This window comes from Corynebacterium sp. MSK297, assembly GCF_030232885.1.
Lineage (GTDB): Bacteria > Actinomycetota > Actinomycetes > Mycobacteriales > Mycobacteriaceae > Corynebacterium.
In genome coordinates this window covers 87,591-112,942 of record NZ_JASPGD010000007.1, presented here as the reverse complement: position 1 = coordinate 112,942, position 25,352 = coordinate 87,591, and the positions used below count along the sequence as shown (strand labels likewise).

Here is a 25,352-nt window from a genome sequence, read left to right as displayed (position 1 = left end):
GTTGTGGGAACAAGATGGGTCCCGGGAAATAATGGAAAATAAGGTAAATGCCTAGGAACAAAACCCAGTACACTTCAGACGGTAGTTTTGATGTAGGGATGGGGGCACACTATGCGGTCAGTACTGACACGCTCCTGAATTCTATACGATGGATTGACGAACATGCTGCAGAAGTGGTTTCAGACGATTATTGATTCGGCATTATGTCCTACAGCCTGAATCCTTAGCCTATCGACGTGTTTTCTTCGTTGCTTCGAATGTGGGTAAGGATTCGGATTTGAAGCAGAGTTGGGTAAAAGTGTCCCAAAAGACCGACTACCAAAAGGATTGAAGCGCTCGCCCAAGCTTCAGCTACTCCAGCCCAAGTCGCAGTCGCGAAATGAAGTAGGAAACCCCAGAAGTGGCCAGCAGCTGCTGCCTTTATAGGTCGAAGAGGGTCCCTATCCACTCCGACTTTTTCTTGTTTTCGCATTGAAATAACTAGCCTATTCCATCCGATCGAAGTCAGAAACTCGTTAAAAAGTCTCAGTCCCAACTTACGGCTAGTGTCACGAGAGACAGAACAATACTTCCACTTAGAGTCTGGTATATGTCGTTCTATGGAATCACCTACGAAAGGGGCTAGTCCGAAGCCTATTAGGATTGTTTCGATGACAAAGCCAGCCGTATTAAGACCAGTCGCTCCTGAGACGATCAAGAGGCCGAGGACTGTGACGCTGGTCAAGATCAAGGCAACCATGCAAACATTCACTCTCGCGAGGGTTTAGATCCCTCAAGTACCATGCATTCGAAGGAATTCAATCGGGGCCTGACCCCCGGAAAGTGGACACGTCGGGGGCTAACTATGCGGCTTTAACCAGTGTAGCTGAAGTCTCAGCTTCAAAGACATCAGGAGCTACAAGATTGCACCAGGAGTGCCGCCTGCGGGTGTTGTAGCGCATGCACCACCGGAAGACTTCCTGACGGCAGGTGATCGGATCCTCAAAGACTTTCCTATCACGCAAAACTTCCCGCTTTAAGGTGGCGTTAAACGATTCTGCTAGGGCATTATCGGCACTAGTTCCTACCGCGCCCATAGACTGGCGCACACCAAGTTGGGTGCAGTGGTCCCTAAATGCCTGTGAGGTGTACACGCTGCCGTGATCGTCAGTGGAAAACAGCCCCATCAAGACTGCCACGCACACCGTGCGCATGGGCTAGAGCATCGATGACCAGTAAGACCCGCATGTGGTCTGTGAGTGCATAACCTGCAATTTTCCGGGAGTAAGTGTCAATGACTGTAGCCAAGTACATGTTTTTGCCCCCCCCTTACAGGGCAGGTAGGTAATATCGCCGACATAGACGCGGTTTGGCTCGTCAGCGGTGAATTTACGGCCTATTAGATCTGGCATGACGCGGTGGTCTGGCTTGCGCTTGGTGGTGGTGCATCGGCGGCGTTTGCTCAAGCCTTTTAGCCCCATGGTTTTCATGATTCGTGCGACTTTCTTGTGATTGACCGGGGTATACGCCGGGTCTTCCTTGAGGCTTGCGGCGATGCGTTGGAGCGGCGTAAAGACCATGCTCATCATCGAAGATGGTTGTAATTCTCGCACCAATAAGCTCGTCGGAATGCATCTTTAACCTGCGCTTTTCGCAGGTGCTGACCCATTTGTAGAACGAGGAACGATTCAGCTTTAACACGTGGCACATCCGTGTAAGCCGAATACTCGGTTCGGTGGTCATAGACACACTAGAAGTGGATCGCCAGTGAGTCTGCTTTAAGCAAAATATTTGGCAGCCTTGCGCAGAATATCGCGTTCTTCGCGCAGCTTAGAGACTTCCTTTGTCTCACTGCCGGATTCGCTCAGAATCATTCGCCGCTCGGGCTTTATCGTGCACGGCTTTGATGCGGGAACGCTTTCCGGTGCCGTACTTTTTGACCCATGAATGTAGCGAGACTCGGTTGATACTGAGCTGGACTGATGCTGTGCCCAGTGAGAGTTCCTCATTGTTTTCATACAGGGCCACGGCATCGCGTTTGAACTCTTCGGAATACCTGGACATGGTGGTAGATTACCTTTCTTTCCAGCCCGACTGGGTTGGGTATCAGGTGTCCACCAAACAGGGGTCAGGTCCCTTACCTGGTTGAACGTGCACTGCGCATGGCTTATACCCTGCGTGGTGACGTACCCGATGGGGTGGTATTACACGCAGATCGTGGCACTCAGTTCACGAGTGAACAATTGTGGAATGTCTGCCAGCAACTAGGTATTGCTCAATCGGTCGGCCGTACTGGAGTGTGCTTTGATAACGCGATGGCTGAGTCGTTCTGGTCGACATTGAAGACCGAATTCTATGACCGGAGGAAATGGCGAACCCGTGATGAGGCCGGGAAGGCGGTGGCTTGCTGGATTGAGATTGTCTACAACCGGTGCCGTCGCCACTCAGCTATCGGGATGATCAGTCCCGTCGATTTCGAAGCTCGGATTGCTGATCAAAAGGATAGGGAGAAAATCGCTGCTTAATCCCTAAGCGGCTTAACTACGTGTCCACGATTTGTGGGCAACCCCATGTGGCGGAGCTGGCACCTGGGAACTGTTAGTTGACTTTCCGGATGGCGGGCGCTTTCCCGGATCCGGGCGTTGCGCCTGCACCGATTTTAAGTAAGAATAGCCTTACTTTGTAATTTAAGTAAGAATAGGCTTACTATGAACGCAAGAAGTGCTGACCTTAATGACAATGAGTTGCAGCAAGACAACGTGAGCGTGGCGACGAACGGGCGGGTGCAGGAGGAGCATAGAACAGGGCCGATGGAAGACACGGCATCGGCGGGTGCGGTCAGCCTGCGGACTATCAAACCGGTCATGCCATGGATCGCGGTGGCGGTGGTGCTGCAGGTCCTCGGCTCGGTGCTGTCCGCGGTGCAGTTTCTCGCGCTGGCTGAGCTCGCGGTCCGGCTGGTGAGCGGTGGTGCGGACTGGGATGCTTCGAAGGGGCCGCTTTTTCTGTTCCTCATCGCGTTGGGGTCGTCGATCACGCTCGGCGCGGTGGCCCTGCTGATTTCCCACATCGCGGACGTCGACCTGCAGGCTCGTCTGCGCCTCGGGTTGGCGGCGAAGCTGGCGCGGCTGCCCCTCGGCTGGTTCGACGAGCGATCATCGGGCCGCGTCCGCCAGCTGATCCAAAATGACGTGGACTCGCTGCATCAGCTCGTCGCGCACACCATCGTCGAGCTCGTCGCGGGCGTGTGCACTCCCTTGGCGAGCCTGGTGGTGTGTTTCATCCTGGACTGGCGCCTGGGCCTGGTGGCGATGATTCCCGCGGTGCTGTACGCCGTCGTCTACACCGCACTGGCGCCCCGGTCGAACGCCCAGGTGATGGACAGGATCCATGAAGGGCTCGCTGGGGTGTCGGAGACAATCGTCGAATACGTCAACGGCATCGCCGTTTTGAAGATCTTCGGCAAGGCGGGCCAGGGGTCGCGCCGGTTCACCGAAAAATCCGAGAGGTTCCTCCGCGAGTTCGCCGACATGATCTGCCCGCAGATGCGCGCCCATTCGGTCGCGGTGGTCTTCTTGTCTGCGGCGACGGCCGGCGTCATCGAGATCGCTTTCGGCCTGTGGTTCGTCCATGCCGGGTGGAGTCGGCCGTCCGACCTGCTGGTCGTGACCATCATCGCGATGCTGTCGCCCGCGGCCATGCAGACAGTGGCGGTGAGCAACCGTGCGCTCGAGCAGGCGATAGACGCAGCCCGCCGCATCTGCGAGATACTCGACGCCGACGAGCTGCCGGTCGCCGACGTCCCCGCCCAGCCGGACGGCCATGCGGTGGAGTTTGCGGATGTCACGTTCGCCTACGATCCCGGCAACCCGGCCGTCGTCGGCGTCAGCGCCGCCATCCCCGCAGGCGGCGTCACCGCGCTGGTGGGCCCATCCGGTTCCGGCAAATCCACGGTGGCTGCGCTGGCTGCCCGTTTCCGTGACCCCGACTCCGGCACCGTGCGCATCGGCGGAGTGGACGTGCGCGACATTGATCCGGAAGTGATGCGCCGGACCGTGGGGACGGTGTTCCAGGATCCGCAGTTGCTGTCGATCAGCATCGCGGACAACATTCGCCTCGCGGTCCCTGACGCGACCGACGACCAGGTCCTCGATGCCGCCCGTGCCGCCAACATCCACGACCGCATCGAGGAGCTGCCGCGCGGCTACGACTCCGTGGTCGGACAGGACGCGCGTCTTTCCGGCGGCGAGGCGCAGCGTGTGGCGATCGCCCGCACCCTGCTCGCCGATACCCCGGTGCTGGTGCTCGACGAGGCGACGTCGGCGACCGACCCCGAATCGGAGGCCGCCGTGCAGGAGGGGCTGAACCGGCTCACCGCCGGGCGCGCCGTCCTGGTCATCGCCCATCGGCTGACGACCGTCAAGGATGCGCAGCGCATTCTGGTCATGGATGGCGGACGGCTGGTCGAGCAGGGCACCCACGATGAACTTCTCGCCGAAGACGGGCTCTACGCCCGCATGTGGAAGGACATGGAATGATACGCGCACTGCTTGCCCTGTCCGGGGGCGCGGACCGGACCCTCCTCATCCGTTCGGTGATCTTGGGGCTGCTGTCCGGCGTCGCCCAGGGCGTCACCGTCCTGTGCATCATCCCGGTGCTCACCGCGGTGTTCCGTGGCGACTGGTCGGGCGCCGTCCGGGCTTTGATCGTCCTCGCCGTCGTGTGGCTGATCCATGCCGTGCTCGTCGGAGTGTCTACCTGGTCCGGGGTCGCCGGATCCCTCGGGATCATCCGGTCGATGCACCGGGGCCTCGGCGGTCGTTTGGTGCACCTGCCGCTGAGCTGGTTCACGCCCGAGACGCAGGGACGCGTCTCGCACACCGCCGTGCGCGGAACCATATTCGTGGCGACGGCGGCGATGGACGTCCTGGCCCCGTTGGTCGGCTATATCGCCATGCCTGCGACCATTGCGATCCTCACCCTGTTCATCGACTGGCGGATCGGCCTCGCGATGATCGTCGCCGCCCCCGTTCTGTGGTTGACGTCGGGGTTGGCGTCGAAGTGGGAATCGGCCGGGGAAGAGCGCGTGCGCGGGGTGCGCACCGATACCGACCTGCGGCTGCTGGAGTTCGCGAGCCGGCAGCAGGTGTTGCGCGCCGCGGGCATCGCCGACGACTATCCGCCGCTGACGCGGGCCGTCGAAAAGCAGCGGGCCGCCGGCCGCAGCGCCCTGTGGCTGTCCCTGGGAGGAATGGTGCTTCAGGGGTTCGTCATCCAAACGGTGCTGGGCTGCGTCGCGGCGCTGGCGGTGTGGACCGTCGCGGGCGGTTCCGATCCCGTTCGCGCGGTGGTTCTCGTCGGCCTGGTCACCCTGGCGGCCGGTCCGTTGTGGATCGTGTCGTCGCTGCAGACCGCGCTGCACCAGTCCGAGGCCGAGATCGACGACGTACGCGAGCTGTTGGAGACCCCGACCATGCCGGAGCCGACTCAGCCGATCGCGTTCCCGCCGACCGCCGACATCGAGTTCGACGACGTCGCCTTCCGCTACGGGACCGGCGACGACGCCCCCCTCGTCCTTGATGGCGTCAGCGCCCGCATCGACGACCGCTCCTCCACGGCACTGGTGGGGGCATCGGGTTCGGGCAAGACGACGCTCATGCGCCTCATCGCGCGCCTGTGGGACATCGACGGGGGAGCGGTGCGCATCGGCGGGGTCGATGTGCGCGATATGGCGACCGAAGATCTTTACCAGCACGTTTCCATGATTTTCCAGGACGTGTACCTCTTCGACGACACCTTGTGGGCCAACATCGCGCTGGGGAGGGAAGACGCTTCCCGCGACGAGATCCTCGACGCCGCCCGCCGCGCGCACGTCACCGAGATCGCCGACCGGTTGCCCGATGGCTGGCGGACGCGCGTCGGGGAGGGCGGTCAGTTGCTCTCCGGCGGTGAGCGTCAGCGCGTGTCCATTGCCCGCGCGCTTCTGCGGCGGGCGCCGGTGGTGCTGTGTGACGAACCGAGCAGTGCCCTGGACCCCTCGACCCGCCGTGCCGTCACCGTTGCCCTGGACGATTTGTCCCGTGACGCGACCGTCCTGGTGATCGCCCACCAGCTGGAGACGATTCGCGGCGCCAACCGCATTCTTCTGCTTGACGACGGGCGCATCGCCGCGTCGGGCACCCACGATGAATTGGCGGCTTCGGACGAGCGCTACCGGCGGTTTTGGTCGCTGCGAGAGGATGCCGGTCACTGGAACATCGGTAAAGAAAGGTAAGGCTAGGAATAGTGGTGGTCAAGTAGTTAAGATTTCAAGGAACCACCTATGCGAAAAGAAGCAACGGACTCAAGGAGTGCAATGTCAACGAAGAAGGACGTCAATCGGGAATCGTCCAAGGGAGCGGTGAAGGGAGGGTCTACGGGCGGCGAACTCGTCGCCGTCGGCGTATTCACGGTGATCATCGCGGTCATCAATTTCCTGTGCAACATCATCGGCGTATTCGGGCCGCAGATCCAGCCGTTCGGCGCCGTGCTCGCCGTCATCATCATCGGCATCCCCTTCGCCCTGTTCATCCGGCGAATCAATCACTTCGGCCCGGTGACCGTCATGGCCACGCTGTTGGCGCTGATCTTCACCCTCTTCGGTCATCACCTTGTGTCGGTGCTGTTCGCGCTGGTCTTCGGTTTGATCGCCGATCTGATCATCCGCAGCGGCAATTACTCCGATCCGAAACGCACCATCCTGGGGTACGCGTTCTTTGGCATCTACCCGATGGGTAATGTCCTGCCGCTGCTGTTCATGCGCGACGATATCCTCGCCCGCTACACGCAGGGCGCGAACGCCGAGTGGGCGCGGGCCTTCGGCGAATTCCTGTCGACTCCGATGGTGCTCGCGCTGACGGCGATCTGCTTCGTGGCCGCCCTGTTCGGCGGATGGCTGGGGCAGTGGGCGCTGCGCTCCTATTTCTCTCGCGCGGGCCTGTGAGAGTCACGCCGATCGAGAAGCTCGATCCGAGGGTGGCCCTGATCGGCCTTGTCGTCGTCGACGCCGCCCTGCTGACCGTCGGAACCGAGCTGATGGAAATCACCGGTGCCGTGGTGGCGGTGATCTGCTTGGTTGCCGCCCTGCGGCCGGTCGCGGCCATCGTCATGGGCCTGGCCGAAATGCTGGTGCTGGCCCTCGGCCATGTGGTCCTGCCCGCCGCGGAGGGCACTACCGCGGAGGTCCTGACGGTGCTGCTGTTCGCCATGAGCTTCACGTACCGCTTCGCCGTCGTCAGTGTCATCGCCTGGGCGGTCATCGGCGGCATCACGACCGGTGCCCTGCAGGCGTTCCTGGGGTGGGCCCGAGTGCCGCGCATCCTCGCCGTGCCCTCGGCGGTGGCCGTCCGTTTCCTCCCCGTTGTCGTCGACGACGCGAGGACGATCCGCGACAATCTGGTGCTTCGGGGAGTCGTCTCTTCCGGGGCGTCGCTGCTGTTGCATCCCATCATCGCGGTGCGTCACGCGGTGGTGCCGCTGGTGGCCACGTCCCTGCGCACGGGTGACGAGCTTTCCGCCTCCGCCCTGCTGCGCGGCCTGGGGTCCCAGCGGAAGCCGACATCGGTGGTGGAGTTGCGCGTGGGGTTCCCCGACGTCGTGGCGATGGTGATCGTCGCGGTGGTCGTGGCGTTAGCGGTGAAGGAGAAAATCGGATGATCGAGGTCAAGAATCTCAGCATTGCCGTCGAAGCGCCGGGTGAGGCCGGTGGTGCGCAGGGTTCGACTGTCGGGCAAACCCCTGAAGCGGTCACCGCAACGTTGCTGGATTCGATCGACATCCGGGTGCGACCGGGTGAGATGGTGCTCGTCACCGGTGGTTCCGGCTCGGGCAAGTCGTCTCTGGTCAATGCGCTCAACGGTTTCATCCCGCACATTCGCCCCGCGCGCATCGGCGGCGACGTGAAGGTCGACGGACTGGAGCCGGCCGCGGTCGAATTGGCCGAAGCGGGACGGGTGACGGCCACGGTGTTCCAGAACCCCCGCACCCAGTTCTTCGCCACCGACGTCCTTTCGGAGATTGCCTTCGGCGCTTCCAACCAGGGTGTGCCGCGGGAGGAGATTCTGCGGCGCATCGACGCCGCAGTGGATCTTCTCGACCTCGCCCACCTGCTCGATCGGCGGATGGGGGAACTGTCCGGAGGGGAGCGCCAGCGGGTCGCTCTGGCGTCTGCCGTGGTTTCGCGCCCCAGCCTGTTCCTGCTTGACGAGCCGACCGCCAATCTCGATGACGCCTCCACCCAGGCGGTCGCCGAGGCCCTGGCCCGCCTGAAGGGTGCCGGTGCGACGATCCTCGTTGCCGAGCATCGTTTGCATTATCTTCGCGGCCTGGTCGATCGCGTGGTCCAGCTGCGCCGCGGGCGGGTGGTGGCCGACTGTCCCGCGGCCGAGTTCTGGGAAATAGGCGAAGGCGAGCGCCGTGACGCGGGGTTGCGCAGCCTTGTTGCCCCCGCTTCGGATCCGTTGCCAGCACCTCCTGCCCCGGCGGATGTGGGCGGCCTGGAGCTGCGTGGTTTGTCGGCGGTGCGCGATGGCCGTCGGTTGTGGACGATCGACGAGGCGACTGCACCACGCGGTGCGATCACCTGCGTCACCGGCCCGAATGGCGTGGGAAAGTCGACGCTCGTGCAAGTGCTGGTGGGATTGTGCCGCGCCGAGGGTTCCGTCGTCTTGGACGGGAAAGCACTGTCGCGCCGCGAACGACGTCGCCGCTGTTCAGCAGTGATGCAAGACGTCAACCGCCAGCTTTTCGGGGTTTCGGTCACCGAGGAGCTTTCCCTGGGTCGTGCGAAACCGTCTGCCGAGGAGTCCGAGGTGGTTCTCGCCGAACTCGGGCTCGGCGGCATGGGGGAACGGCACCCGTTGAGCCTTTCCGGCGGGCAGCGGCAGCGCCTCGCCGTGGCGACGGCCGTGCTCGGCGGGGAAGAAGGGCGCGGGGCCGATGTGATCATCTTCGATGAGCCGACCTCGGGCCTGGATTTGCGGGCGATGGAGAGCATGGCCGGCGTGATCCGGCGTTGCGCGGACCGCGGCGCGGTGGTCGTCCTGGTCACCCATGATCGGGAATTGGTGGACATGATCGGGGACTTCGAGTTCCCCCTCACCGCACCGGGCCCGTGCGTCCCAGCGCGCCGAACACCAGGCCCGCGGTGATGGGGCCGCCGAATCCGAGCGTCGTCGGCGACTACTCCCGGGTGGCGTACGCCGAAATCCACGACGATGAAAGGGCGGTGACGGTAAGTGGCGTACTGCGGCGGGCGGTGGCCTTGTTCGGTGGCCTTGTTCGGTGCACGTGGGATCACCGTCGACCGGGTCATTGTCAGACAGGGACGAAAACAAGCCATACCGAAACCAGCGACTAGTTTCACTGCCGCACGGCAGAAGGAACGCAAATAAACATAACCTGCCCCAGCATGGGGCTAGGAGTATGAGTCCTGTGTTCTCGCTAGCGGTTTAACGTCTGATATTTAACCTGCTTACTGCTTCACGAATAATTTCTGGTCGTTTACAAAAAGCGAAGCGCACCTTATTTTTCCAGGGCTCCGGGTTATCGGTGAATGCCGACAACGGGATAGCGGCAACACCTTTGTCGATAGGCAAATGCTTACAGAACTCTTCGCCGTTCATTCCAGAAGAAGCAACATCGGCGACCACGTAATACGTCCCTCGTGTGTCATGGACCGTAAACCCAGCAGTCTCTAATCCTCTTACAAGAATTTTTCGGCATTCATCGAGTTCATCGACCATGGCATCTAGCCAATCATCTTCGTGCAATAGCGCATGCGCCACGGCCGGCTGAAATGGAGTCGTCGAAACGAAGGTCGTAAACTGCTTCGCCTTAATTACTCCATCCAGTAAATGTGGTTGTGCGATTGCCCACCCCGTTTTCCAACCAGTGCAGTTATAAGACTTAGCCGCAGACGAGACGGTCACCGTGCGTTCAGCCATTCCGGGCAAGGATGCAATAGACACGTGCTCAGCATCGGTATAAACCAGATTTTCATAAACTTCATCAGCCAAAACCAGCAGATCGTTCTCCGTGCATAGTTCCGCGATTTCGGCTAGTGCTTCTTTGCTCAAGACAGCACCGGTCGGGTTGTGCGGAGTATTGAGCACAATCATCGCGGTCTTGTCAGTGATTGCTTCGGCCACCGCGTCGATATCAATATCCCATGTGTTTTCAGAGGCCTTGAGCGGGACCGCCACGCGGGTGGCGTCGGCAAGAGCAATTGCAGCAATATATGCGTCGTAATATGGCTCCAGGACAATGACTTCTTGCCCTGGTTCCACTAGCCCTAGGACGGTGGCGCTGATTGCCTCTGTCGCACCTGCTGTAATCACGACGTGGTCAGTAGGAACGTCATATTTTGTGGCGATGGCTTCGACAAGCACAGGTAGCCCACGCAGCGGTGCGTACTGATTATTGCCAGACGCGATATTGTGCTGGGCTATTTCTAGCATTCGCTCTGGTCCGTCGGAGTCAGGAAATCCCTGCCCAAGATTGATCGCATCGTAGTCATTCGCCAGCTGCGTCATGGTGGCAAAGATCGTCTCGCCGAATTGCTGGAGCCGTCGTACCGTCATCGTTTCCTCCAATGGGGCTGTGTGCTGGTGGCTGTGTGTTGGCGGCTGCGGGTTGCTTTGTCTTCTACTTTTTCATGGCTCTGTGTTTTATGCGCTAGTTTCTGGTCTTATAGTCGGCGAAACTGCAGCCGCTATCTGGTGCGTACACTCCGCGCTGTTGACGTTTCGCAGCAGCAACCGCTTCATCGATTTCGTGATAAAAGCGGTCATTTGGTTCGACCACGATGGACACGGCCAGGCCCGCTGCGGCGACCTCTTTATTGACAAACGTGTCGGCGACATAGACACCGGCTAATTCGCGGCCATAATGGTCGGTTGGTTCTTGGTCATACTCCAGCCGTACCCGCGTGCCCTCAGGGATGAGTTTTTCTACGAAGCGTTGTGCCTGTTGGGCATAGCACTCTTTTCCTATCTCCGGGGTATCGATATTCAAAAGGCGAACACGGGTGGTTTCTTGTTCGCCTGGTTTAGAAACCCGAATGGTATCGCCATCGATGACATCTGCAACGGTTGCCATGTGTGTACCACCGCTGGCCTGGGTTTCGTTCTGGGCGTCATGGTCCAACAGTTGGTAGCCGCCGTAAACGAGACCCGCCACAATAATGAGGCCGATGCTCGATGCAGATTTCCTGTGAGCCGATTTTCCGAGTGACACTATCTACTTTCTTGAGTTCGTTAATCTTGTGTTCGTTAATGCTGACGGTTCGCTGCCTTCGACTTACGTCGTCACAGCGTTATGCCAATGGTTTTTGCGCACGTTTCCCCCATGCGGGGTGATGAGACGCAGCGTGTGGGCTTGACCTAATCTTCCTGTTCTAGAGTATATGCAGTTATTCTCACGGGATTTCGTTCGCTAGACTGGAGTGAAACGGGCACAATTTTCGCACAGCGAAATGGCGTACAGAAGATAGCCGTACAGATGCCAGCGCAGAATATTCGGTGCGGTGACATGTTCGCAGAATTCACGCCGCAGGATTAGCGCAGGATAATTAGAAAGAGGATCGTGTATGAATCAACCCCCGCGCGGGCAACGGCGAACAGGCAACAAAGGCACAAAACGTACTCATAACCAGAACCGCGGCGACAAGAAATTTGGTTCTGAGCGTTCGTCGAAACCGAATAGGGGCCCGCACAAGCCCGGTTTTCGTGAAGACCGTCTGAATAAGCGCTCTGTCGATCCAGATTTGCCGGACGATATCGATCCAAACGACTTAGATCCAACCGTATTGCAGGACTTGAAAGTCTTGTCGAAAGACAACGCCGATGCCGTCGCCAAGCATATGATCATGTCAGCGACGTTGATGGAAGAAGATCCTCAGCTGGCGCTGCGACACGCGCGGGCGGCGAAAGATCGCGCAGGCCGGGTGTCTGTGGCGCGCGAGGTCAACGGTATCGCGGCCTATCATGCCGGCGAATGGAAAGAAGCTTTGTCTGAATTGCGTGCTTCTCGACGCATGCACGGAGGGCCTGGTCTATTAGCCGTGATGGCAGATTGCGAACGCGGTTTGGGGCGCCCAGAAAAAGCCATCGAACTGTCTCGCGCACCGGAAGCCCAGCAACTTCCCGCAGACGAAGCCATCGAGCTAGCTATCGTGGCGGCCGGTGCGCGTTTAGACCAAAACCAAGCGGACAGCGCCGTGATCACTCTGCAGCGTGCAAACCCGGACAAAGCAAGTCGCGGTATGGCAGCCGTGCGTTTCAGCTATGCCTACGCCAATGCGTTGCTGGAAGCAGGGCGTCGCGACGAAGCACTCGAATGGTTCCAGCACGCCGCTACCATTGACGAAGAAGAATGGACCGACGCGGAAATTCGCCTGGAGGAATTGCAGAAACACTCATGAGCTTGCTCGATAATCATGATGGCCTACTTGTGGACCTCGATGGCACGGTCTGGAACGGTGATACTGCTATTGAGGCCGCGATTTCGGTGCTCAACGACGTCGATGTGCCGGTGGCGTTTGTGACGAATAATGCCTCGAAACCGCACGCTGCAGTCGCTGAAAAACTGCATAAATTAGGCATCGCAGATGACAACCCCACGGTGTTGAACTCTGTGGATGCGGTGCTCGAGGTACTGGCTGAAGAAGCTAGTCCTGGATCAACCGTGCTGGTCGTGGGGGCAGAGTGGTTGCACGAAGCCGTGCGCACTGCAGGCTATGACGTCGTGACTTCAGCCGGGCAGGACCCATCTAATTCCGGTATCGCAGCTGTAGTACAAGGCCACAACCCAGACAACGGCTGGGCGCAACTTTCAGAGATCGCGCTTGCCGTCCGGGCCGGGGCACGCTACTTGGTTACGAATGCCGATACTTCTTTGCCGACAGAACGCGGTTTTTGCCTGGGTAATGGAGCGCTTGCTGCTGCGGTCACGGCATCGACGGATGTGTATCCGCGGGCAGCAGGAAAACCTGAACCAGAGTTGTTTAAGCTGGCCGCGCAGAAAATCGGTGCGAAAAACCCGCTGTGTATTGGCGATCGTCTGAACACTGATATTGCTGGTGCACATAGTGCTGGTTTCGACTCTTTGCACGTTTTGACCGGGGTCTCTGGCGCCATCGAACTGCTAGAAGCCCCGCCTGAACACCGCCCGACTTATGTCGGTGCTGATCTTTCCGACGTCTTGTCCCCGGCGCAACAGCTGCTTCCCGGGCCGCAAGGTGATTTTACTGCCCGCGGAGACGGCCATGATGTGTTGCTAGAGCGCGGACCCGAGCAGGTGGATACCACCGCGGCCGATACCAGCCAAGACAATACGGCTGCTGCGCGCTTGGCTGTATCTTTGGCTGCGTTGCGTACTGTGCTGGAAGTAGCGTGGGCTATGCCGAAGCCCCCACGTTATGTTCACCCGCGTTCAGTCGCTGCTGAACACGCAGTCGCAGACTGGAGATAGCCCGTGTCAGCCCCGAAACCGCGCGATCCTAACACACCGGCCATGACACCGGCAGAGCTTGCCGACGAGCTAGCCGAGGTTTTCGAACACCCTGCGACGGACCTCGAAGGCGAGGCTGAACAGTTGGAACGCGCGCACCAGGTGTTGCAGCGCGGACTGCAGGAACAATAGCGGGAGACTAACGCAGACTAACCCAGCCAGGTAACCGCCTGTAACCGTCTGTAACCGTTTGAGGAGAAACGAGTAACCATGCGGCATGTCCATCACCCACCCCGGAAGCGTCTGGACGCGTTTCTGGTAGGGAAAATGCTGGCACGGTCTCGGGAGCACGCGGTTACGCTGATTAAAGACGGTGTGGTTACCGTTGATGGCTCGGTCGCACGCAAGCCATCGTTGCCGGTCACCGACGACGCACGCGTGCTGGTGAATGCTGGCACTGAACCGCAATGGGCTTCGCGTGGCGCATATAAACTGCTCGGGGCGCTGGAACAATTCGAACCAGAAGGGATGAACCTTGCTGGAAAGAGGGTTCTAGACGCCGGAGCCTCCACCGGCGGTTTTACCGATGTGTGCCTGCACCGCGGTGCTAGCGAAGTCGTTGCTGCAGACGTCGGACGTGGGCAGTTGATTCCACGTCTGCGACACCACCCACGGGTGTTGGTGCGTGAACAGACCAATCTGCGCCATGTCACCACCGAGGACACCGATGGTTTGTGCACTGCGATGGTGGGCGATTTGTCGTTTATTTCGTGGCGGTTGGTTTTACCGGCTATCAACGGAGTGCTGGACGACGGCGCTGACCTGCTACCAATGGTCAAACCACAATTTGAGGTGGGGAAAGAACGCCTAGGCAACCGAGGGGTGGTGCGCAGTGCCGCGTTGCGGGAGGAAGTTACCCAGGCCGTCGCGGAGTTTGCTGGCGAATTGGGCTTGTCGACGCTCGGTGCGGGGGCCTCGCGCCTGCCTGGTCCCAGTGGAAACGTAGAATACTTTTTATGGCTGAAAAAAGACGGTGGCGCACGGATGCCGTCTTCCCACACGCTGCACGAGCTTATCCACCAGGCGGTTGAGGAAGGACCACAGTGACGAGGTTGAATACGGTTACTGGTAGCAACCAACGCGCCAGCGATGAACGCGTCATCTTGTTGGTTCCCCATACCGGTAGCATGGGCAATGTTGCTACCACCGAACGCGTCGTACGTTTACTGGCAGCAGCAGGAATTTCTGTGCGCATCGTGGTGGATGATCGCACCGATGGTATTACCGAGCACCAGTATCTTTCCCAATACCCTCTGGTCGAGGCCGAGCCAGAGGCCGCACGGGGCTGCGAGCTGGTACTCGTGCTGGGTGGGGATGGCACATTTTTGCGCGCTGCTGATCTCGCCCATGCAGTGGATGTCCCAGTACTCGGGGTCAACATGGGGCATGTTGGCTTTCTTGCCGAGTGGGAAGAGGAATCGCTGGAAACCGCGATCGAGCGCGTCGTCAAGCGCGATTACCGCATTGAAGACCGCATGACCATCGATACGGTCGTGGTAGACGCCACGGGGATGGAAGTAGGCCGCTCCTGGGCGCTGAATGAAGTCAGTATGCATAGCCAAAACCGGCGAGGTGTGCTTGATGCCATCCTGGAAGTTGATGGGCGCCCGGTGAGTTCTTTTGGTTGCGATGGGGTGTTGATTTCCACCCCGACTGGTTCGACCGCTTATTCATTTTCTGCTGGTGGTCCCGTGTTATGGCCGGAACTTGATGCAATTTTGGTAGTGCCGAATAACGCGCATGCCTTGTTTGCCAAACCGTTGGTGGTATCGCCCGCTTCGACGGTTGCAGTCGAATCAGCCTCGCAAACTGAGGAAGCGATCGTGATCATGGATGGCCACCGCCAGATCACTATGCCTCCGGGTTCGAGGGTAGAAGTTGTCCGCGGCACGCATCCGATTCGTTGGGTACGCTTGGATGATAAACCGTTTACTGATCGTCTGGTGAACAAGTTTTGGTTGCCGGTGGAAGGCTGGCGGGGCCCGCGCGGTTTGCGCCAGAGACACGGCGGGAACAGTGCCAGTAGTGGCAGCGACAGAGAACAAGCACGAGGGGGAGGCGAGTAGCCAAGGTTATGCTCGCGGATATCACCATCGAAGATTTGGGCGTGATTCATCATGCCTCTGCGGAATTATCGTCTGGGTTGACTGTGCTCACCGGTGAAACTGGTGCCGGTAAAACCATGGTGGTCACCGGTCTTCGCTTGCTCGCAGGTAGCCGTGCTGATGCTTCGCGCGTGCGTACAGGGGCGAAAAAGGCCGTCGTGGAAGGGAGTTTTCTTGCCGACGAACTGAGCACTGGTGCGCAAAACGCTGTGGCTGAAATCGTCGAAGCGGGCGGGGGATCCGCAGATGAAAACGGCGAATATATCGTCGCGCGCACCGTTAGCGCCCAGGGCCGGTCGAAGGCCCATTTGGGTGGGCGTTCCGTGCCCGCGGCGAAGCTTGCCGAATTTTCTTCCTATGTGTTAGCTATTCATGGTCAAAATGACCAGCTACGCCTGTTGGCTCCTGAAGAACAACGGGCGGCGCTGGACCGGTTTGCACCGGATAACGCTGCATTATTGCGCGATTATCAATTGCTTTATCGCGAATGGAAGAAACTGCAGCGTGATCTGAAAATCCGTACTGAATCGCGTCGTGAGTTGGCCCAAGAAGTAGACCGCCTGCAGTTCGCCATCGACGAGATTGATGAGGTATCTCCAGAAGCGGGTGAAGATGAAGAATTAATCACTCGTATTCGTCGGTTACAAGACGTGGATTCATTGCGTGAGCAAGCTATGGCCGCGCTTTCTGCCATTGATGGTCCGGAAGCAGCAGGCGGGGATGGCGGCTTTAGCGAAACTGATCCGGCCTCTACTTTGCTGGGACAGGCGGAAGCTGCCGTGCGCGGTTCTGATGACCCACAGCTGGCTGCTCTAGCAGATAAACTTGGTGATATCACCACCCAGCTTGGCGAAATTTCTGCAGAGCTTGGTGGGTTTTTGGGAGAGCTGCCTGCAGATCCCGATCAACTCGAAGCAGCGCTGCAGCGACAGCATGCATTGAAGTCTTTGACTCGCAAGTATGCTCCGACGATCAGTGAGGTTATCACTTGGCGAAATGAGGCGGAACAGCGGCTTGCGAGCATCGATACCTCCGCGCAAGCATTGGATGATCTGCAGAAAAAGGTCCGAGCTGCAGAAAAATCTATGCTCGCGGCAGCGAAGAAACTGTCCACGGCTAGGCGGAAAGCCGCTGCTGAACTGCAGGAAGCCGTGACTGCCGAAATCCGCGGCTTGGCGATGCCCAAAGCCCGTTTGGAGGTTGCAGTCCGAGACACCGCGCCTGGCGAATATGGCTCTGATGAAATTGAGCTGCTGCTTGCACCCAACGATGCGGCACAGGCACAACCGCTATCGACGGCTGCTTCTGGTGGTGAATTATCCCGCGTCATGCTGGCGCTGGAGGTCATCATTTCTGCAGAAACTACAGGTGCGACGATGGTCTTCGACGAGGTTGACGCCGGGGTTGGTGGCCGTGCGGCGGTAGAAATTGGCCGTCGTCTGGCCAGGCTTGCGGTGCATAACCAGGTCATCGTCGTTACGCACTTGCCGCAAGTGGCTGCTTATGCAGATACGCATTTGCACGTCGCGAAGGAAGTCACCGATGACAGTGTCACCTCCGGCGTGTTGACGCTCGACCACGAACAGCGGGTAGAAGAACTTGCGCGCATGCTCGCTGGGCTCGATGACACAGAAACCGGGCGCGCCCATGCAACAGAACTATTGGAAAAAGCGCGCACAGACAAAAGGAAGAAAGCCTGAGTGCTTTAAGGCGCGCCTTGGCCACTACCGGGCTGAACGCGTGTTAAATATCCAGGCATGGGGTTGTTTAACAAAAATGCCGATCTGCCTGGAATTCAGGCCACTGTGCGCGATTGCACTCCTGGCGGAAAGGGAATGCGTAAATTCCACCGTGGCGATATCGCGGTGATCAACGCTGCCGATATCACCCGGCGGGAGGCGCAAACACTCGTGGACGCTGGCCCGTCGGTCGTCATTAACGTCGCTCGGTTCACGGAAGGCGGCGTGCCGAATTACGGCCCACACATGTTGCTTGACGACGACGTCGTGCTGTTAGAAAACGCTGGGGAAGGCTTCGCTTCTGCGATGCGCGAAGGCAAGAAAGCGCGTGTGACCGAAGACGGCGAGGTTTACCTCGGCGAACGTTTCATCGGCAAAGGCGAGTTGGTTAATCGGGAGGCTGCAGAAAAATCTTTTGCGGAAGCCCAGCAGTCTCTGATTGATCACATGGAAGCCTATTTTGGCAACACCATTCAGTTCATTCACTCCGAAGGCCCGCTGTTGATTGACGGCTTGGGGATCCCGGATATTCCGGTGAGTCTGGCTGGCCGGAAGGTGCTCGTCGTTAGCCCCAGCGTGCAGCACCGTGCGCAGATCAAAAATCTGCGCAATTTCATTCGAGAATACCGTCCAGCAATCATCGGCGTGGAACAAGCCGCCGATACTTTGCTGGAGATGGGGTATACCCCGGAGATTATCGTTGGTAACCCGACCGCGGTGGACGCCGACACGCTGCGCTGTGGGGCACAGGTGGTTTTGCCTGCCGACCCGGACGGGCATGCTCCGGGTTTGGAGCGGATTCAGGACCTTGGCGTGGGGGCTATGACCTTTCCGGCAGCGATCGAGAATGCCACGGATTTGGCGCTCTTGTTGGCTGATTATCATGGTGCTAGTTCGATCGTGAACGCGGGCAGCACGCTGGATCTGCACGATATTTTCCAGCAGGAAGAACACGCCACCCCGGCGGCGTTGTTGACCCGCACCAAGGTCGGTTCCAAGTTGGTGGATGCCGAGACGGTCATTGGTCTGTACCAGACGAACCGGGGAGTTGCTGCTGGGTGGCTGTGGGCAGCACTGGGAATCCTGGTGGCGTTGGCGGCATTGGTAATGATCGTTGGTATCGCTGGGAACGGTAATTTTGCCGAAAACATCACTGAGACCTGGGATAATATATTCTCGACTGTACAAGGTTGGTTTAGCTAATGGCTGGTGCCTCACGAACAGGAGTTGGAATCGCGGGAGCCGGAATCGGTCTCGCTTTAGGCGCGGGCCTGGGAGTGTTCTTGTTGAGCCCGAATATTCCGGGCGCCACGAGTGCCGATACCTCCGGTGCTACCGAGGCTAGTTCTGAACACGAATCGTTGGAAGCCAAAGAACAACTAGCGCAGCGTAAGGCCGCAGCAGCCGATGAGGTGGTGGCAGCGAGCGGCCAAGACATCATCGACGGCGTGCTTGATGAACAACCGGTCCTCGTGCTCGCAACTGCCGACGCTGACGAGGACGACGTAGAAAAACTTCGCGCATCCTTGCAACGTGCCGGAGCGATCGATTCTGGTTTGATCAATTTGTCGGAGAAGTTTTTCTCCCAAGATGGTGCAGACGAGTTGAAGACTATCGTTGCAAATACCTTGCCAGCTGGCACAGAACTTTCGGCTGAGAATCGGGATCCGGGCACTCATGCCGGACAGGCCCTTGGCGCGGCCCTGACTTTTGCCGCTGGGACAGATACGCCGAATTCCACCACAGAGGATCGCGCCTTGTTGCTCGAGACTCTCGCGGACGCTAAGTACCTTGATTATGAATCCGGTACGATTTTGCCAGGTCAAGCCGTCGTGCTGGTGACCGGTGCTGGTGCTGCGGGAGGCGCTACTGGCGGTTCGGCTGAATTCGTCGCGAAAAGCCAGGTGGCCTTTGCCCGGGCCTTGGACGAGGCCGGCGGAGCTACCGTGGTTGCCGGCCGTGCGGGCGATACCGATGCCAGCAACGCGGTGGAGCAGTTGCGTGCCGATGATGCTGCCACGGCAGCTGTCAGCACTATTGATGCCGTCGATCAGACCTGGGGGCGTTTGGCGACGGTGTTGGCAGTTGCTGAACAACTCACCGGTGCCAGCGGCGCCTATGGTTTTAGCGACAGCGCCGATGCGGTCTTACCCGACCACGATGCTAAGTTTTCTGCTGCAACGGCCGAGGGCGGGTCCGGCAATAATGATGAGGGCACTGGTGGCGAGGGCACTGCCGAATCACACAATGCACACGGACATTCCGAGAATGAATAACCGGCAGGCACCAGAAAATCAACAGTCGCAACAGCGCGGCGAGCACGTTTTTTCCACGCTGAATTCGGAGCTGCTCGCGCAAGGGCCCATCGTTGGGCTGCGCCGGGATACTGTCTCGATGCCGGGCGGGGGCGAGGCCACACGGGAAATCCTGGAACACTTTGGTTCTGCGGCAATAGTGGCATTGGATGATGACAACCGTATCGCGCTGCTGTACCAGTATCGCCACGCTTTCGGCCAGCGACTGTGGGAGATTCCCGCTGGCTTGCTGGATCATGCAGGTGAAACGGCATTTGAATGCGCACAGCGTGAGTTGTTGGAAGAAACCGGGATGCAGGCAGCACAGTGGGCAGTTCTCAGCGATATTGCTCCTACCCCGGGTATATCTGATGAAACCACTCGGATTTTTCTCGCGCAAAACATCAGCACAGCAGACCAGGATCCGGCTGAGCAGAGTGCATCCAGTCTAGCGGCTCAGATCGGTGATTCTGGAGATGAGGAAGCCGATATGGAGTTGGCCTGGATAGCTCTTGCCGACGCCGTCGCCAAGGTTTGCGCTGGTGAAATCACTAACGCTTCGGCTGTGGCTGGCATCTTGTTGGCACAGCAACACGTGGTTGCCGGTACACAGCTGCGCAGTGTGGAATCGCCATTCGAACTGCGTCCGACCGCGCTGGCGCAGCGTCGGCAAGCCTCTGGAACGGTGCCACCAGGCGCGGCCTTGACCCAGATTCCTGAGACGGACCACTAGGAAAAATGGCTGCTACAGCGCGCGCGATTGCCGATACCTGGCTGGACCACCTAGCGGTGGAAAAGGGGCATTCCGAAAACACGTTGCAGAGCTACCGGCGCGATATTCGGCGCTACCTTACCTGGTTGGAGCAGCTGGGGTATACGCACTTAAGTCAGGTAACAGCAGCCGATCTGGAAGGTTATTTGCGGGATCTGCAGACCGGGTTTGCGAAATTCCAGCCGTTGGGGGTTGCTTCGACTAGCCGGGCATTTATCGTTGTGCGAGGTCTGCATAAATTTGCGTTGAGTGAAGGCGAATTGGCAGAAGATGTGGCTGCGGGAATTGCGCCACCGAATGCCGCGCAGAATTTACCGGATGCTCTTTCCATCGATGAGGTGCTGCGTTTATTGGAAGCGATCCCGACTGGGCAGGCAGCGACCCCGGTGAATATTCGGGACCGGGCTTTATTGGAATTGTTGTATTCCACGGGCACGCGTATTTCGGAGGCTTTGGATATTACGCTCGATAATTTTCGTCATGCTGCCGACGGCGAACGGATCCTTCGCGTGACCGGTAAAGGCACGAAACAACGCATCGTTCCCATGGGACAGGCTGCGATCGATGCGTGTAACGAGTACGTGGTGCGGGCCCGGCCCCTGCTGGCCAAGGGAACCAGCCATGCGCTGTTCCTGAACACGCGTGGGGCACAATTGAAACGGCAATCCGCGTGGAAAGTACTGCAAGAAGCTGCGCAGCGCGCGGGAATCAGTACCAAGATTTCCCCGCACACGCTGCGGCATTCATTCGCCACGCATTTGCTTTCCGGCGGAGCTGATGTGCGAACCGTACAGGAATTACTAGGTCATTCTTCAGTGACTACCACGCAAATTTATACCCACGTGAGTGCCGATGACATGCGGGAAGTCTGGGCGCAGTCGCACCCGCGGGCGTAGTTGCTGGGTGTGCACATAAAGGAGGGAGTAAAAGTTGTGCAAAAGCGAACAAAAGACTCGCCAAGATCTGATAATCTTACCGAATTCGCTTGCGGAGTTATCGATTAAATAGGTTAGCCTTAGGTATTGATTTTCTCGCCGATCTGTGTAAAGTTAACCTCATGCAATTTTTATCCCGGCGTGTTCAATCTGAAGCTTCGGATTATCGGCATACGATAAACCTGCGAGGAATTCTTATTTTTTCGGTTGCACTCTTTTCTGCTGTTGTTCTTGTAGCATGCAGTAATGAGAAACTTACCGATAATTCTTCTGTAGGTGGATCTTCTGCTGCTGAAACAGAAGATCCTCGCATTGTGGCGCTCGATTGGCGGTACGAAGAAATCCTTCATGCGCTTGATCTGGAGCCAGTCGGAATTGTGGAAATCGGACAATCAAGGGCACCAGCTACCCTGGAAGGTAAACTTGACGGCATTGAATCTGTTGGGCAAGCGAAACAACCAAACTTGGAAGTGATTCAATCGCTCGAACCAGACTTGATTCTGGCAAGCCCAACGCGTCATGCTGCGATAATGGATCAACTAGCTGAGATTGCACCTACAGAATCTTATTCAGACGATAGCTATGTCGATGTTTTGGATGCAATGGACGAAATCGCAGCTAAATACGATCGTCAAGATAAGTCGCAAGAAGTGCGTAATCGTATAGAAAGTAAAGTAGAAAAGGCTAGCGACGTAGTCCCGGACGGCACTCGTTCTGCACTGATTGGCTGGACGAAGGACACCTTGTATACCTGGGTGGATCCTTCATTCCCAGCTTCGTTATTAACTGCTGCAGGCTACCAATACGGCTACCAGGGAGAAAAGAGTGCGATCGAATCAAAGACAGACGTAGCTGAGCTCACCGGTGATAAGCTATCAACAATGGAGTTAGACACTCTGTTTCTTTATAACGATCAAGAAGCTTTTTATAACAGTCCATGGGCTGACGTTGTCGATGACGTGGTCGACGTCGAACAAGATACTTGGTCCCGATCACGCGGACCGATAGCCGCCGAGGTTATGCTCGATAAAATTATCGACCACGCGCTACAGAAGTGAACGTAGAAACGGAAACTAAGACTAGCACCAATGTCCGTGTTAGGGCGCGAACAAGACAAGTTCGCGCGCTCGTAACAGTGGTCGGAGCGCTTATTAGCATTACAGTGATAGTTTGCTGGCGTATGCTACAGGTTGAAGCTCCCCACAATGCTGAATGGTTGCTCGCTGAAGTTGTCGCGGTTAACCGCGATCGCCTTATCGTTGCAGTTGTTGTCGGGATGTGCCTTGGGGTAGCAGGCGTTCTTCTACGGACAGCTACAAAAAATCCGCTAGCAGATCCGGATATCGTAGGTGTTAATTCTGGCGCGGCATTCGGAGCGGTAGCAGCAAGTGCTTTTTCAGGCAATTCGGGTAGTTTAACTCTATTGCCTTGGGCATTACTCGGCGCGACGGTCGCGGGTGCGATTACGGTTTTTTTCGGGCTACGCGGTTCCGCTACCCAGTCACAGCAAATATCTGTGCAGCGCATGGTTTTGTTGGGAATTGCGGTGAGCGCATTATTTAGTGCTTTAACATCCGTTGCTCTGGTCCTTGATGAGGCACAGTTAGCCACTGTACTATCGTGGCTTTCCGGCAAACTTGCCGGCGTAAGGCTATCAGAAATCTGGACTGCACTAATTTGCCTGATTATCCTGTTGCCACTGATGGTCATGAGCGGTAAACAACTCGATACGTTGACTGCGGATGAGCAAATCGCTACTGCATTTGGTGCAAAACCCGCGTTATTGCGACTACTTGCGATCGTGGTTGCGATTATTCTTATAGCTCCCTGTGTTGCTGCGACTGGACCGATTGGATTTTTAGGTCTTATGGCTGCTACGGCTGCTCACCGGCTTTGTGGTGTTAACCACCGGTGGGCGTTACCCGTGGCAGGTTTACTTGGTGCATTCGTGCTGTTGCTCGCAGATATTGTCGGTCAAGCGGTATGGGCTCCGGCTGAGACTCCCGTAGGAATCGTTACCGCCATTGCTGGTGTTCCTGTACTGCTATGGGGAATAAACCACATGTCTAAAAAGTCTTAGGCCTACTGGTGGAGGATAAAATAATGGCCACCCAAACGACGACGCGGTTTATCGTTGCCTTTGCTATCGCGAATGCGGTTTTGCTCTTGATGATTGTGCTTGCCCTGGGAATTGGAGCTGTAGCTGTACCTCCTAGTGAAGTCGTACGACGCCTGATGGAGGCCGATAACCTTATCTGGAAATTCCGCGTGCCGCGAGCGCTCGTTGGGGTGTTTGCGGGTGCCGGGATGGCGATTTCTGGTTGCTTACTGCAGCTAGGGCTACGGAACCCACTTGCCGCCCCAGATACCGTAGGCATTACTGCAGGAGGAGGGCTTGCTGCGGTAGTCGCATTGCTCGGCGCAGGTGCATTGCCGGCACAAGCTCTCACCCCAGTCGCGCTAGTCGGAGCTTGTGTAGGTGCGGGCTTAGTTTTAGTTGCTTCCGGAAAAGGCATGAATAATCCGATTCGCTTAGCATTGACCGGTGTTGCAGTTTCTGTAGGACTTGGGGCAGTCACGCAGTTGTTACTCGTTCGTACTGCACCCGAAGCTGGGGCCGCGATGGCGTGGCTGAAAGGCTCGTTGTATGCACGCTCGCTTTCGGATGCTGTTGTCGTCGGTCCGATTGTCGTTGTCGTATTTTGCTTGAGCCTGATCATCGCGAAGCATTTTGATGTCTTGCTGCTTGATGACGCCACAATGAAGGGAATCGGAGCGATGCCGTTGCGCTGGCGGCTGCTCGCCGTTGGTTGTGCGATCGTTAGCGGTGCGGCGGCCGTGGCGGCAGCTGGTGTACTCGCATTTGCGGGGTTAATCGTACCGCATTTAGCACGTCTATTGGTTGGCCCGCAGTTATTGCGGCAATTGCCAATGGCAACAGTCATCGGGAGTGCATTAGTTGTTGGTTCTGATGCGCTGGGACGGTGGATGTTCAGCCCGACTGAGATACCAGTTGGTGCGCTGATTGCGATAATAGGTGCACCGTACTTCGTATTCTTGCTCATGCGAATTACATCAAAAGGTACCTGAAGTGAGTAGCTACAATTTGTACAAATATACGATACAAAATTTAGGGGTCCGAGATGAATTCCGGAAATACTGATGCACTTACCGGACACAATATCGTCGCGGGGTATAGCGATGCACCGGTCTTACGGGATGTTAGCGTAAATATTCCGAGAAACAAGGTCACCGCGATAATAGGACCGAATGGCTCTGGTAAATCAACGTTATTGAAAGTGCTCGGACGTCAATTGTCGCGGTCTTCAGGAGTAATTAAACTCGGAGACGTTAAACTAGAAAGCTTTTCCTCCCGCGATTTTGCCCGAATGGTTTCGTATCTGCCCCAACGACCAACAGTGTCTGAAGGACTTACAGTCCGTGACTTAATCAGCTTTGGAAGGTATCCCTATACCGGAATTTTTGCGAATTTATCGCACGAGGATTATTTGGCAGTCGAAGACGCAGCCGAACAAACTGGAATCGCAGAGTTATTGGATCAAGATGCAACAAATTTGTCGGGTGGCCAACAGCAACGGGTATGGATCGCAATGGCGATCGCCCAACAAGCGTCGACGCTGTTACTGGATGAACCAACAACGTATCTTGATCCCGCATTCCAACTATCAACGCTCGATTTGGTCAAGAAATTGCACCTTAAAGGGCATACTGTAGCGATGGTTCTACACGACATCACCCAAGCTGCACGATATGCGAATCATGTTATCGCGATGAAAGAGGGGGTAGTGGTACGTGCCGGAAATACTGCAGATGTATTGACTCAAGAACTGGTACAAGATGTTTTCGCGGTTAACTGTTTGTTGCTGGAAGATCCGGCGACTGGAAGGAAATTACCCGTTCCGTACAGTTTATGAGACAAGGACTACTCTTGACTATTTCCAAAACAAGGTTATGCTTAC

The 25,352-nt window shown here is 57.5% G+C and carries 21 protein-coding genes and 2 pseudogenes; 20 read left to right on the top strand and 3 right to left on the bottom strand.

What is annotated here, in order from left to right; genetic code table 11:
* Window positions 1–842: 842 nt before the first annotated feature.
* Window positions 843–2,043, bottom strand: a pseudogene (locus QP888_RS08305) (IS3 family transposase).
* A gap of 77 nt (window positions 2,044–2,120) precedes the next feature.
* On the opposite strand from QP888_RS08305, the pseudogene QP888_RS08300 reads away from it, so the two are divergent.
* The 6 genes and pseudogenes from QP888_RS08300 to QP888_RS08275 all read left to right on the top strand — a co-directional run.
* Window positions 2,121–2,504: pseudogene (locus QP888_RS08300) on the top strand (transposase); the annotation flags it as partial.
* Window positions 2,505–2,687: 183 nt separating this feature from the next.
* A complete protein-coding gene (locus QP888_RS08295; RefSeq protein ID WP_284813074.1) occupies window positions 2,688–4,517 on the top strand; it encodes an ABC transporter ATP-binding protein in 1,830 nt (609 codons plus the stop codon).
* On the top strand, window positions 4,514–6,253 hold the full coding sequence (locus QP888_RS08290; protein WP_284813073.1) for an ABC transporter ATP-binding protein: 1,740 nt from the start codon (window positions 4,514–4,516) through the stop codon (window positions 6,251–6,253). The genes QP888_RS08295 and QP888_RS08290 overlap by 4 nt, the downstream gene beginning before the upstream one ends.
* 81 nt (window positions 6,254–6,334) lie before the next feature.
* Window positions 6,335–6,961 carry an MptD family putative ECF transporter S component gene (locus QP888_RS08285; RefSeq protein WP_284813072.1) on the top strand — a complete coding sequence of 209 codons (627 nt, stop codon included), beginning with the start codon at window positions 6,335–6,337 and terminating at the stop codon, window positions 6,959–6,961.
* Window positions 6,922–7,674, top strand: coding sequence for an energy-coupling factor transporter transmembrane component T family protein (locus tag QP888_RS08280; protein ID WP_284813071.1), 753 nt, complete (start codon window positions 6,922–6,924; stop codon window positions 7,672–7,674). Before QP888_RS08285 ends, QP888_RS08280 begins: the two co-directional genes overlap by 40 nt.
* Window positions 7,671–9,167 carry an ATP-binding cassette domain-containing protein gene (locus tag QP888_RS08275; RefSeq protein WP_284813070.1) on the top strand — a complete coding sequence of 499 codons (1,497 nt, stop codon included), beginning with the start codon at window positions 7,671–7,673 and terminating at the stop codon, window positions 9,165–9,167. Before QP888_RS08280 ends, QP888_RS08275 begins: the two co-directional genes overlap by 4 nt.
* A gap of 300 nt (window positions 9,168–9,467) precedes the next feature.
* On the opposite strand, the gene QP888_RS08265 is transcribed toward QP888_RS08275, so the two are convergent.
* Entirely contained in the window at window positions 9,468–10,598 is a 1,131-nt protein-coding gene (locus QP888_RS08265) for an aminotransferase class I/II-fold pyridoxal phosphate-dependent enzyme (RefSeq protein WP_284813069.1), read from the bottom strand.
* Window positions 10,599–10,692: 94 nt separating this feature from the next.
* A complete protein-coding gene (locus QP888_RS08260) occupies window positions 10,693–11,253 on the bottom strand; it encodes a thermonuclease family protein (RefSeq protein ID WP_284813068.1) in 561 nt (186 codons plus the stop codon).
* Between the two features lie 352 nt (window positions 11,254–11,605).
* Between QP888_RS08260 and QP888_RS08255 the strand changes: the two genes are divergently transcribed.
* The 14 genes from QP888_RS08255 (at window position 11,606) to QP888_RS08190 (ending at window position 25,307) form a co-directional block, all read left to right on the top strand.
* Window positions 11,606–12,439: a tetratricopeptide repeat protein gene (locus QP888_RS08255; protein WP_284813066.1), complete on the top strand. Its 834-nt coding sequence runs from the start codon at window positions 11,606–11,608 to the stop codon at window positions 12,437–12,439.
* On the top strand, window positions 12,436–13,488 hold the full coding sequence (locus QP888_RS08250) for an HAD-IIA family hydrolase (protein WP_284813065.1): 1,053 nt from the start codon (window positions 12,436–12,438) through the stop codon (window positions 13,486–13,488). Before QP888_RS08255 ends, QP888_RS08250 begins: the two co-directional genes overlap by 4 nt.
* A gap of 42 nt (window positions 13,489–13,530) precedes the next feature.
* Window positions 13,531–13,659, top strand: coding sequence for a hypothetical protein (locus QP888_RS08245; protein ID WP_284813063.1), 129 nt, complete (start codon window positions 13,531–13,533; stop codon window positions 13,657–13,659).
* A gap of 78 nt (window positions 13,660–13,737) precedes the next feature.
* Window positions 13,738–14,574: a TlyA family RNA methyltransferase gene (locus QP888_RS08240; RefSeq protein ID WP_284813062.1), complete on the top strand. Its 837-nt coding sequence runs from the start codon at window positions 13,738–13,740 to the stop codon at window positions 14,572–14,574.
* The gene (locus QP888_RS08235) at window positions 14,571–15,593 is read left to right on the top strand and encodes an NAD kinase (protein WP_284813060.1); all 1,023 of its coding nucleotides are present in this window, start codon (window positions 14,571–14,573) and stop codon (window positions 15,591–15,593) included. The genes QP888_RS08240 and QP888_RS08235 overlap by 4 nt, the downstream gene beginning before the upstream one ends.
* 8 nt (window positions 15,594–15,601) lie before the next feature.
* The gene (gene recN / locus QP888_RS08230) at window positions 15,602–17,332 is read left to right on the top strand and encodes a DNA repair protein RecN (RefSeq protein ID WP_284813058.1); all 1,731 of its coding nucleotides are present in this window, start codon (window positions 15,602–15,604) and stop codon (window positions 17,330–17,332) included.
* 57 nt (window positions 17,333–17,389) lie between these two features.
* Window positions 17,390–18,574: a putative cytokinetic ring protein SteA gene (gene steA / locus QP888_RS08225; protein WP_284813056.1), complete on the top strand. Its 1,185-nt coding sequence runs from the start codon at window positions 17,390–17,392 to the stop codon at window positions 18,572–18,574.
* The gene (locus tag QP888_RS08220) at window positions 18,574–19,647 is read left to right on the top strand and encodes a copper transporter (RefSeq protein ID WP_284813054.1); all 1,074 of its coding nucleotides are present in this window, start codon (window positions 18,574–18,576) and stop codon (window positions 19,645–19,647) included. Before steA ends, QP888_RS08220 begins: the two co-directional genes overlap by 1 nt.
* A complete protein-coding gene (locus QP888_RS08215; RefSeq protein WP_284813052.1) occupies window positions 19,640–20,398 on the top strand; it encodes an NUDIX domain-containing protein in 759 nt (252 codons plus the stop codon). The genes QP888_RS08220 and QP888_RS08215 overlap by 8 nt, the downstream gene beginning before the upstream one ends.
* Before the next feature lie 5 nt (window positions 20,399–20,403).
* Window positions 20,404–21,333, top strand: coding sequence for a site-specific tyrosine recombinase XerD (gene xerD / locus QP888_RS08210; RefSeq protein WP_284813049.1), 930 nt, complete (start codon window positions 20,404–20,406; stop codon window positions 21,331–21,333).
* 161 nt (window positions 21,334–21,494) lie between these two features.
* Complete coding sequence (locus QP888_RS08205) at window positions 21,495–22,430, top strand: ABC transporter substrate-binding protein (RefSeq protein WP_284813048.1); 936 nt, start codon at window positions 21,495–21,497, stop codon at window positions 22,428–22,430.
* A gap of 77 nt (window positions 22,431–22,507) precedes the next feature.
* The gene (locus QP888_RS08200; protein WP_502869163.1) at window positions 22,508–23,452 is read left to right on the top strand and encodes a FecCD family ABC transporter permease; all 945 of its coding nucleotides are present in this window, start codon (window positions 22,508–22,510) and stop codon (window positions 23,450–23,452) included.
* 23 nt (window positions 23,453–23,475) lie between these two features.
* Window positions 23,476–24,462, top strand: coding sequence for a FecCD family ABC transporter permease (locus QP888_RS08195; protein ID WP_284813045.1), 987 nt, complete (start codon window positions 23,476–23,478; stop codon window positions 24,460–24,462).
* Window positions 24,463–24,515: 53 nt separating this feature from the next.
* On the top strand, window positions 24,516–25,307 hold the full coding sequence (locus QP888_RS08190) for an ABC transporter ATP-binding protein (protein ID WP_284585098.1): 792 nt from the start codon (window positions 24,516–24,518) through the stop codon (window positions 25,305–25,307).
* Window positions 25,308–25,352: the final 45 nt, after the last annotated feature.

What these genes read in the sequence shown, in the direction of transcription:
- QP888_RS08295 (WP_284813074.1), top strand. Translation starts at nt 2,688, where the DNA reads ATGAACGCAAGAAGTGCTGACCTTAATGACAATGAGTTGCAGCAAGAC.
- QP888_RS08290 (WP_284813073.1), top strand. Translation starts at nt 4,514, where the DNA reads ATGATACGCGCACTGCTTGCCCTGTCCGGGGGCGCGGACCGGACCCTC.
- QP888_RS08285 (WP_284813072.1), top strand. Translation starts at nt 6,335, where the DNA reads ATGTCAACGAAGAAGGACGTCAATCGGGAATCGTCCAAGGGAGCGGTG.
- QP888_RS08275 (WP_284813070.1), top strand. Translation starts at nt 7,671, where the DNA reads ATGATCGAGGTCAAGAATCTCAGCATTGCCGTCGAAGCGCCGGGTGAG.
- QP888_RS08265 (WP_284813069.1), bottom strand. Translation starts at nt 10,598, where the DNA reads ATGACGGTACGACGGCTCCAGCAATTCGGCGAGACGATCTTTGCCACC.
- QP888_RS08255 (WP_284813066.1), top strand. Translation starts at nt 11,606, where the DNA reads ATGAATCAACCCCCGCGCGGGCAACGGCGAACAGGCAACAAAGGCACA.
- QP888_RS08250 (WP_284813065.1), top strand. Translation starts at nt 12,436, where the DNA reads ATGAGCTTGCTCGATAATCATGATGGCCTACTTGTGGACCTCGATGGC.
- QP888_RS08245 (WP_284813063.1), top strand. Translation starts at nt 13,531, where the DNA reads ATGACACCGGCAGAGCTTGCCGACGAGCTAGCCGAGGTTTTCGAACAC.
- QP888_RS08240 (WP_284813062.1), top strand. Translation starts at nt 13,738, where the DNA reads ATGCGGCATGTCCATCACCCACCCCGGAAGCGTCTGGACGCGTTTCTG.
- recN (WP_284813058.1), top strand. Translation starts at nt 15,602, where the DNA reads ATGCTCGCGGATATCACCATCGAAGATTTGGGCGTGATTCATCATGCC.
- steA (WP_284813056.1), top strand. Translation starts at nt 17,390, where the DNA reads ATGGGGTTGTTTAACAAAAATGCCGATCTGCCTGGAATTCAGGCCACT.
- QP888_RS08220 (WP_284813054.1), top strand. Translation starts at nt 18,574, where the DNA reads ATGGCTGGTGCCTCACGAACAGGAGTTGGAATCGCGGGAGCCGGAATC.
- QP888_RS08215 (WP_284813052.1), top strand. Translation starts at nt 19,640, where the DNA reads ATGAATAACCGGCAGGCACCAGAAAATCAACAGTCGCAACAGCGCGGC.
- xerD (WP_284813049.1), top strand. Translation starts at nt 20,404, where the DNA reads ATGGCTGCTACAGCGCGCGCGATTGCCGATACCTGGCTGGACCACCTA.
- QP888_RS08205 (WP_284813048.1), top strand. Translation starts at nt 21,495, where the DNA reads ATGCAATTTTTATCCCGGCGTGTTCAATCTGAAGCTTCGGATTATCGG.
- QP888_RS08195 (WP_284813045.1), top strand. Translation starts at nt 23,476, where the DNA reads ATGGCCACCCAAACGACGACGCGGTTTATCGTTGCCTTTGCTATCGCG.
- QP888_RS08190 (WP_284585098.1), top strand. Translation starts at nt 24,516, where the DNA reads ATGAATTCCGGAAATACTGATGCACTTACCGGACACAATATCGTCGCG.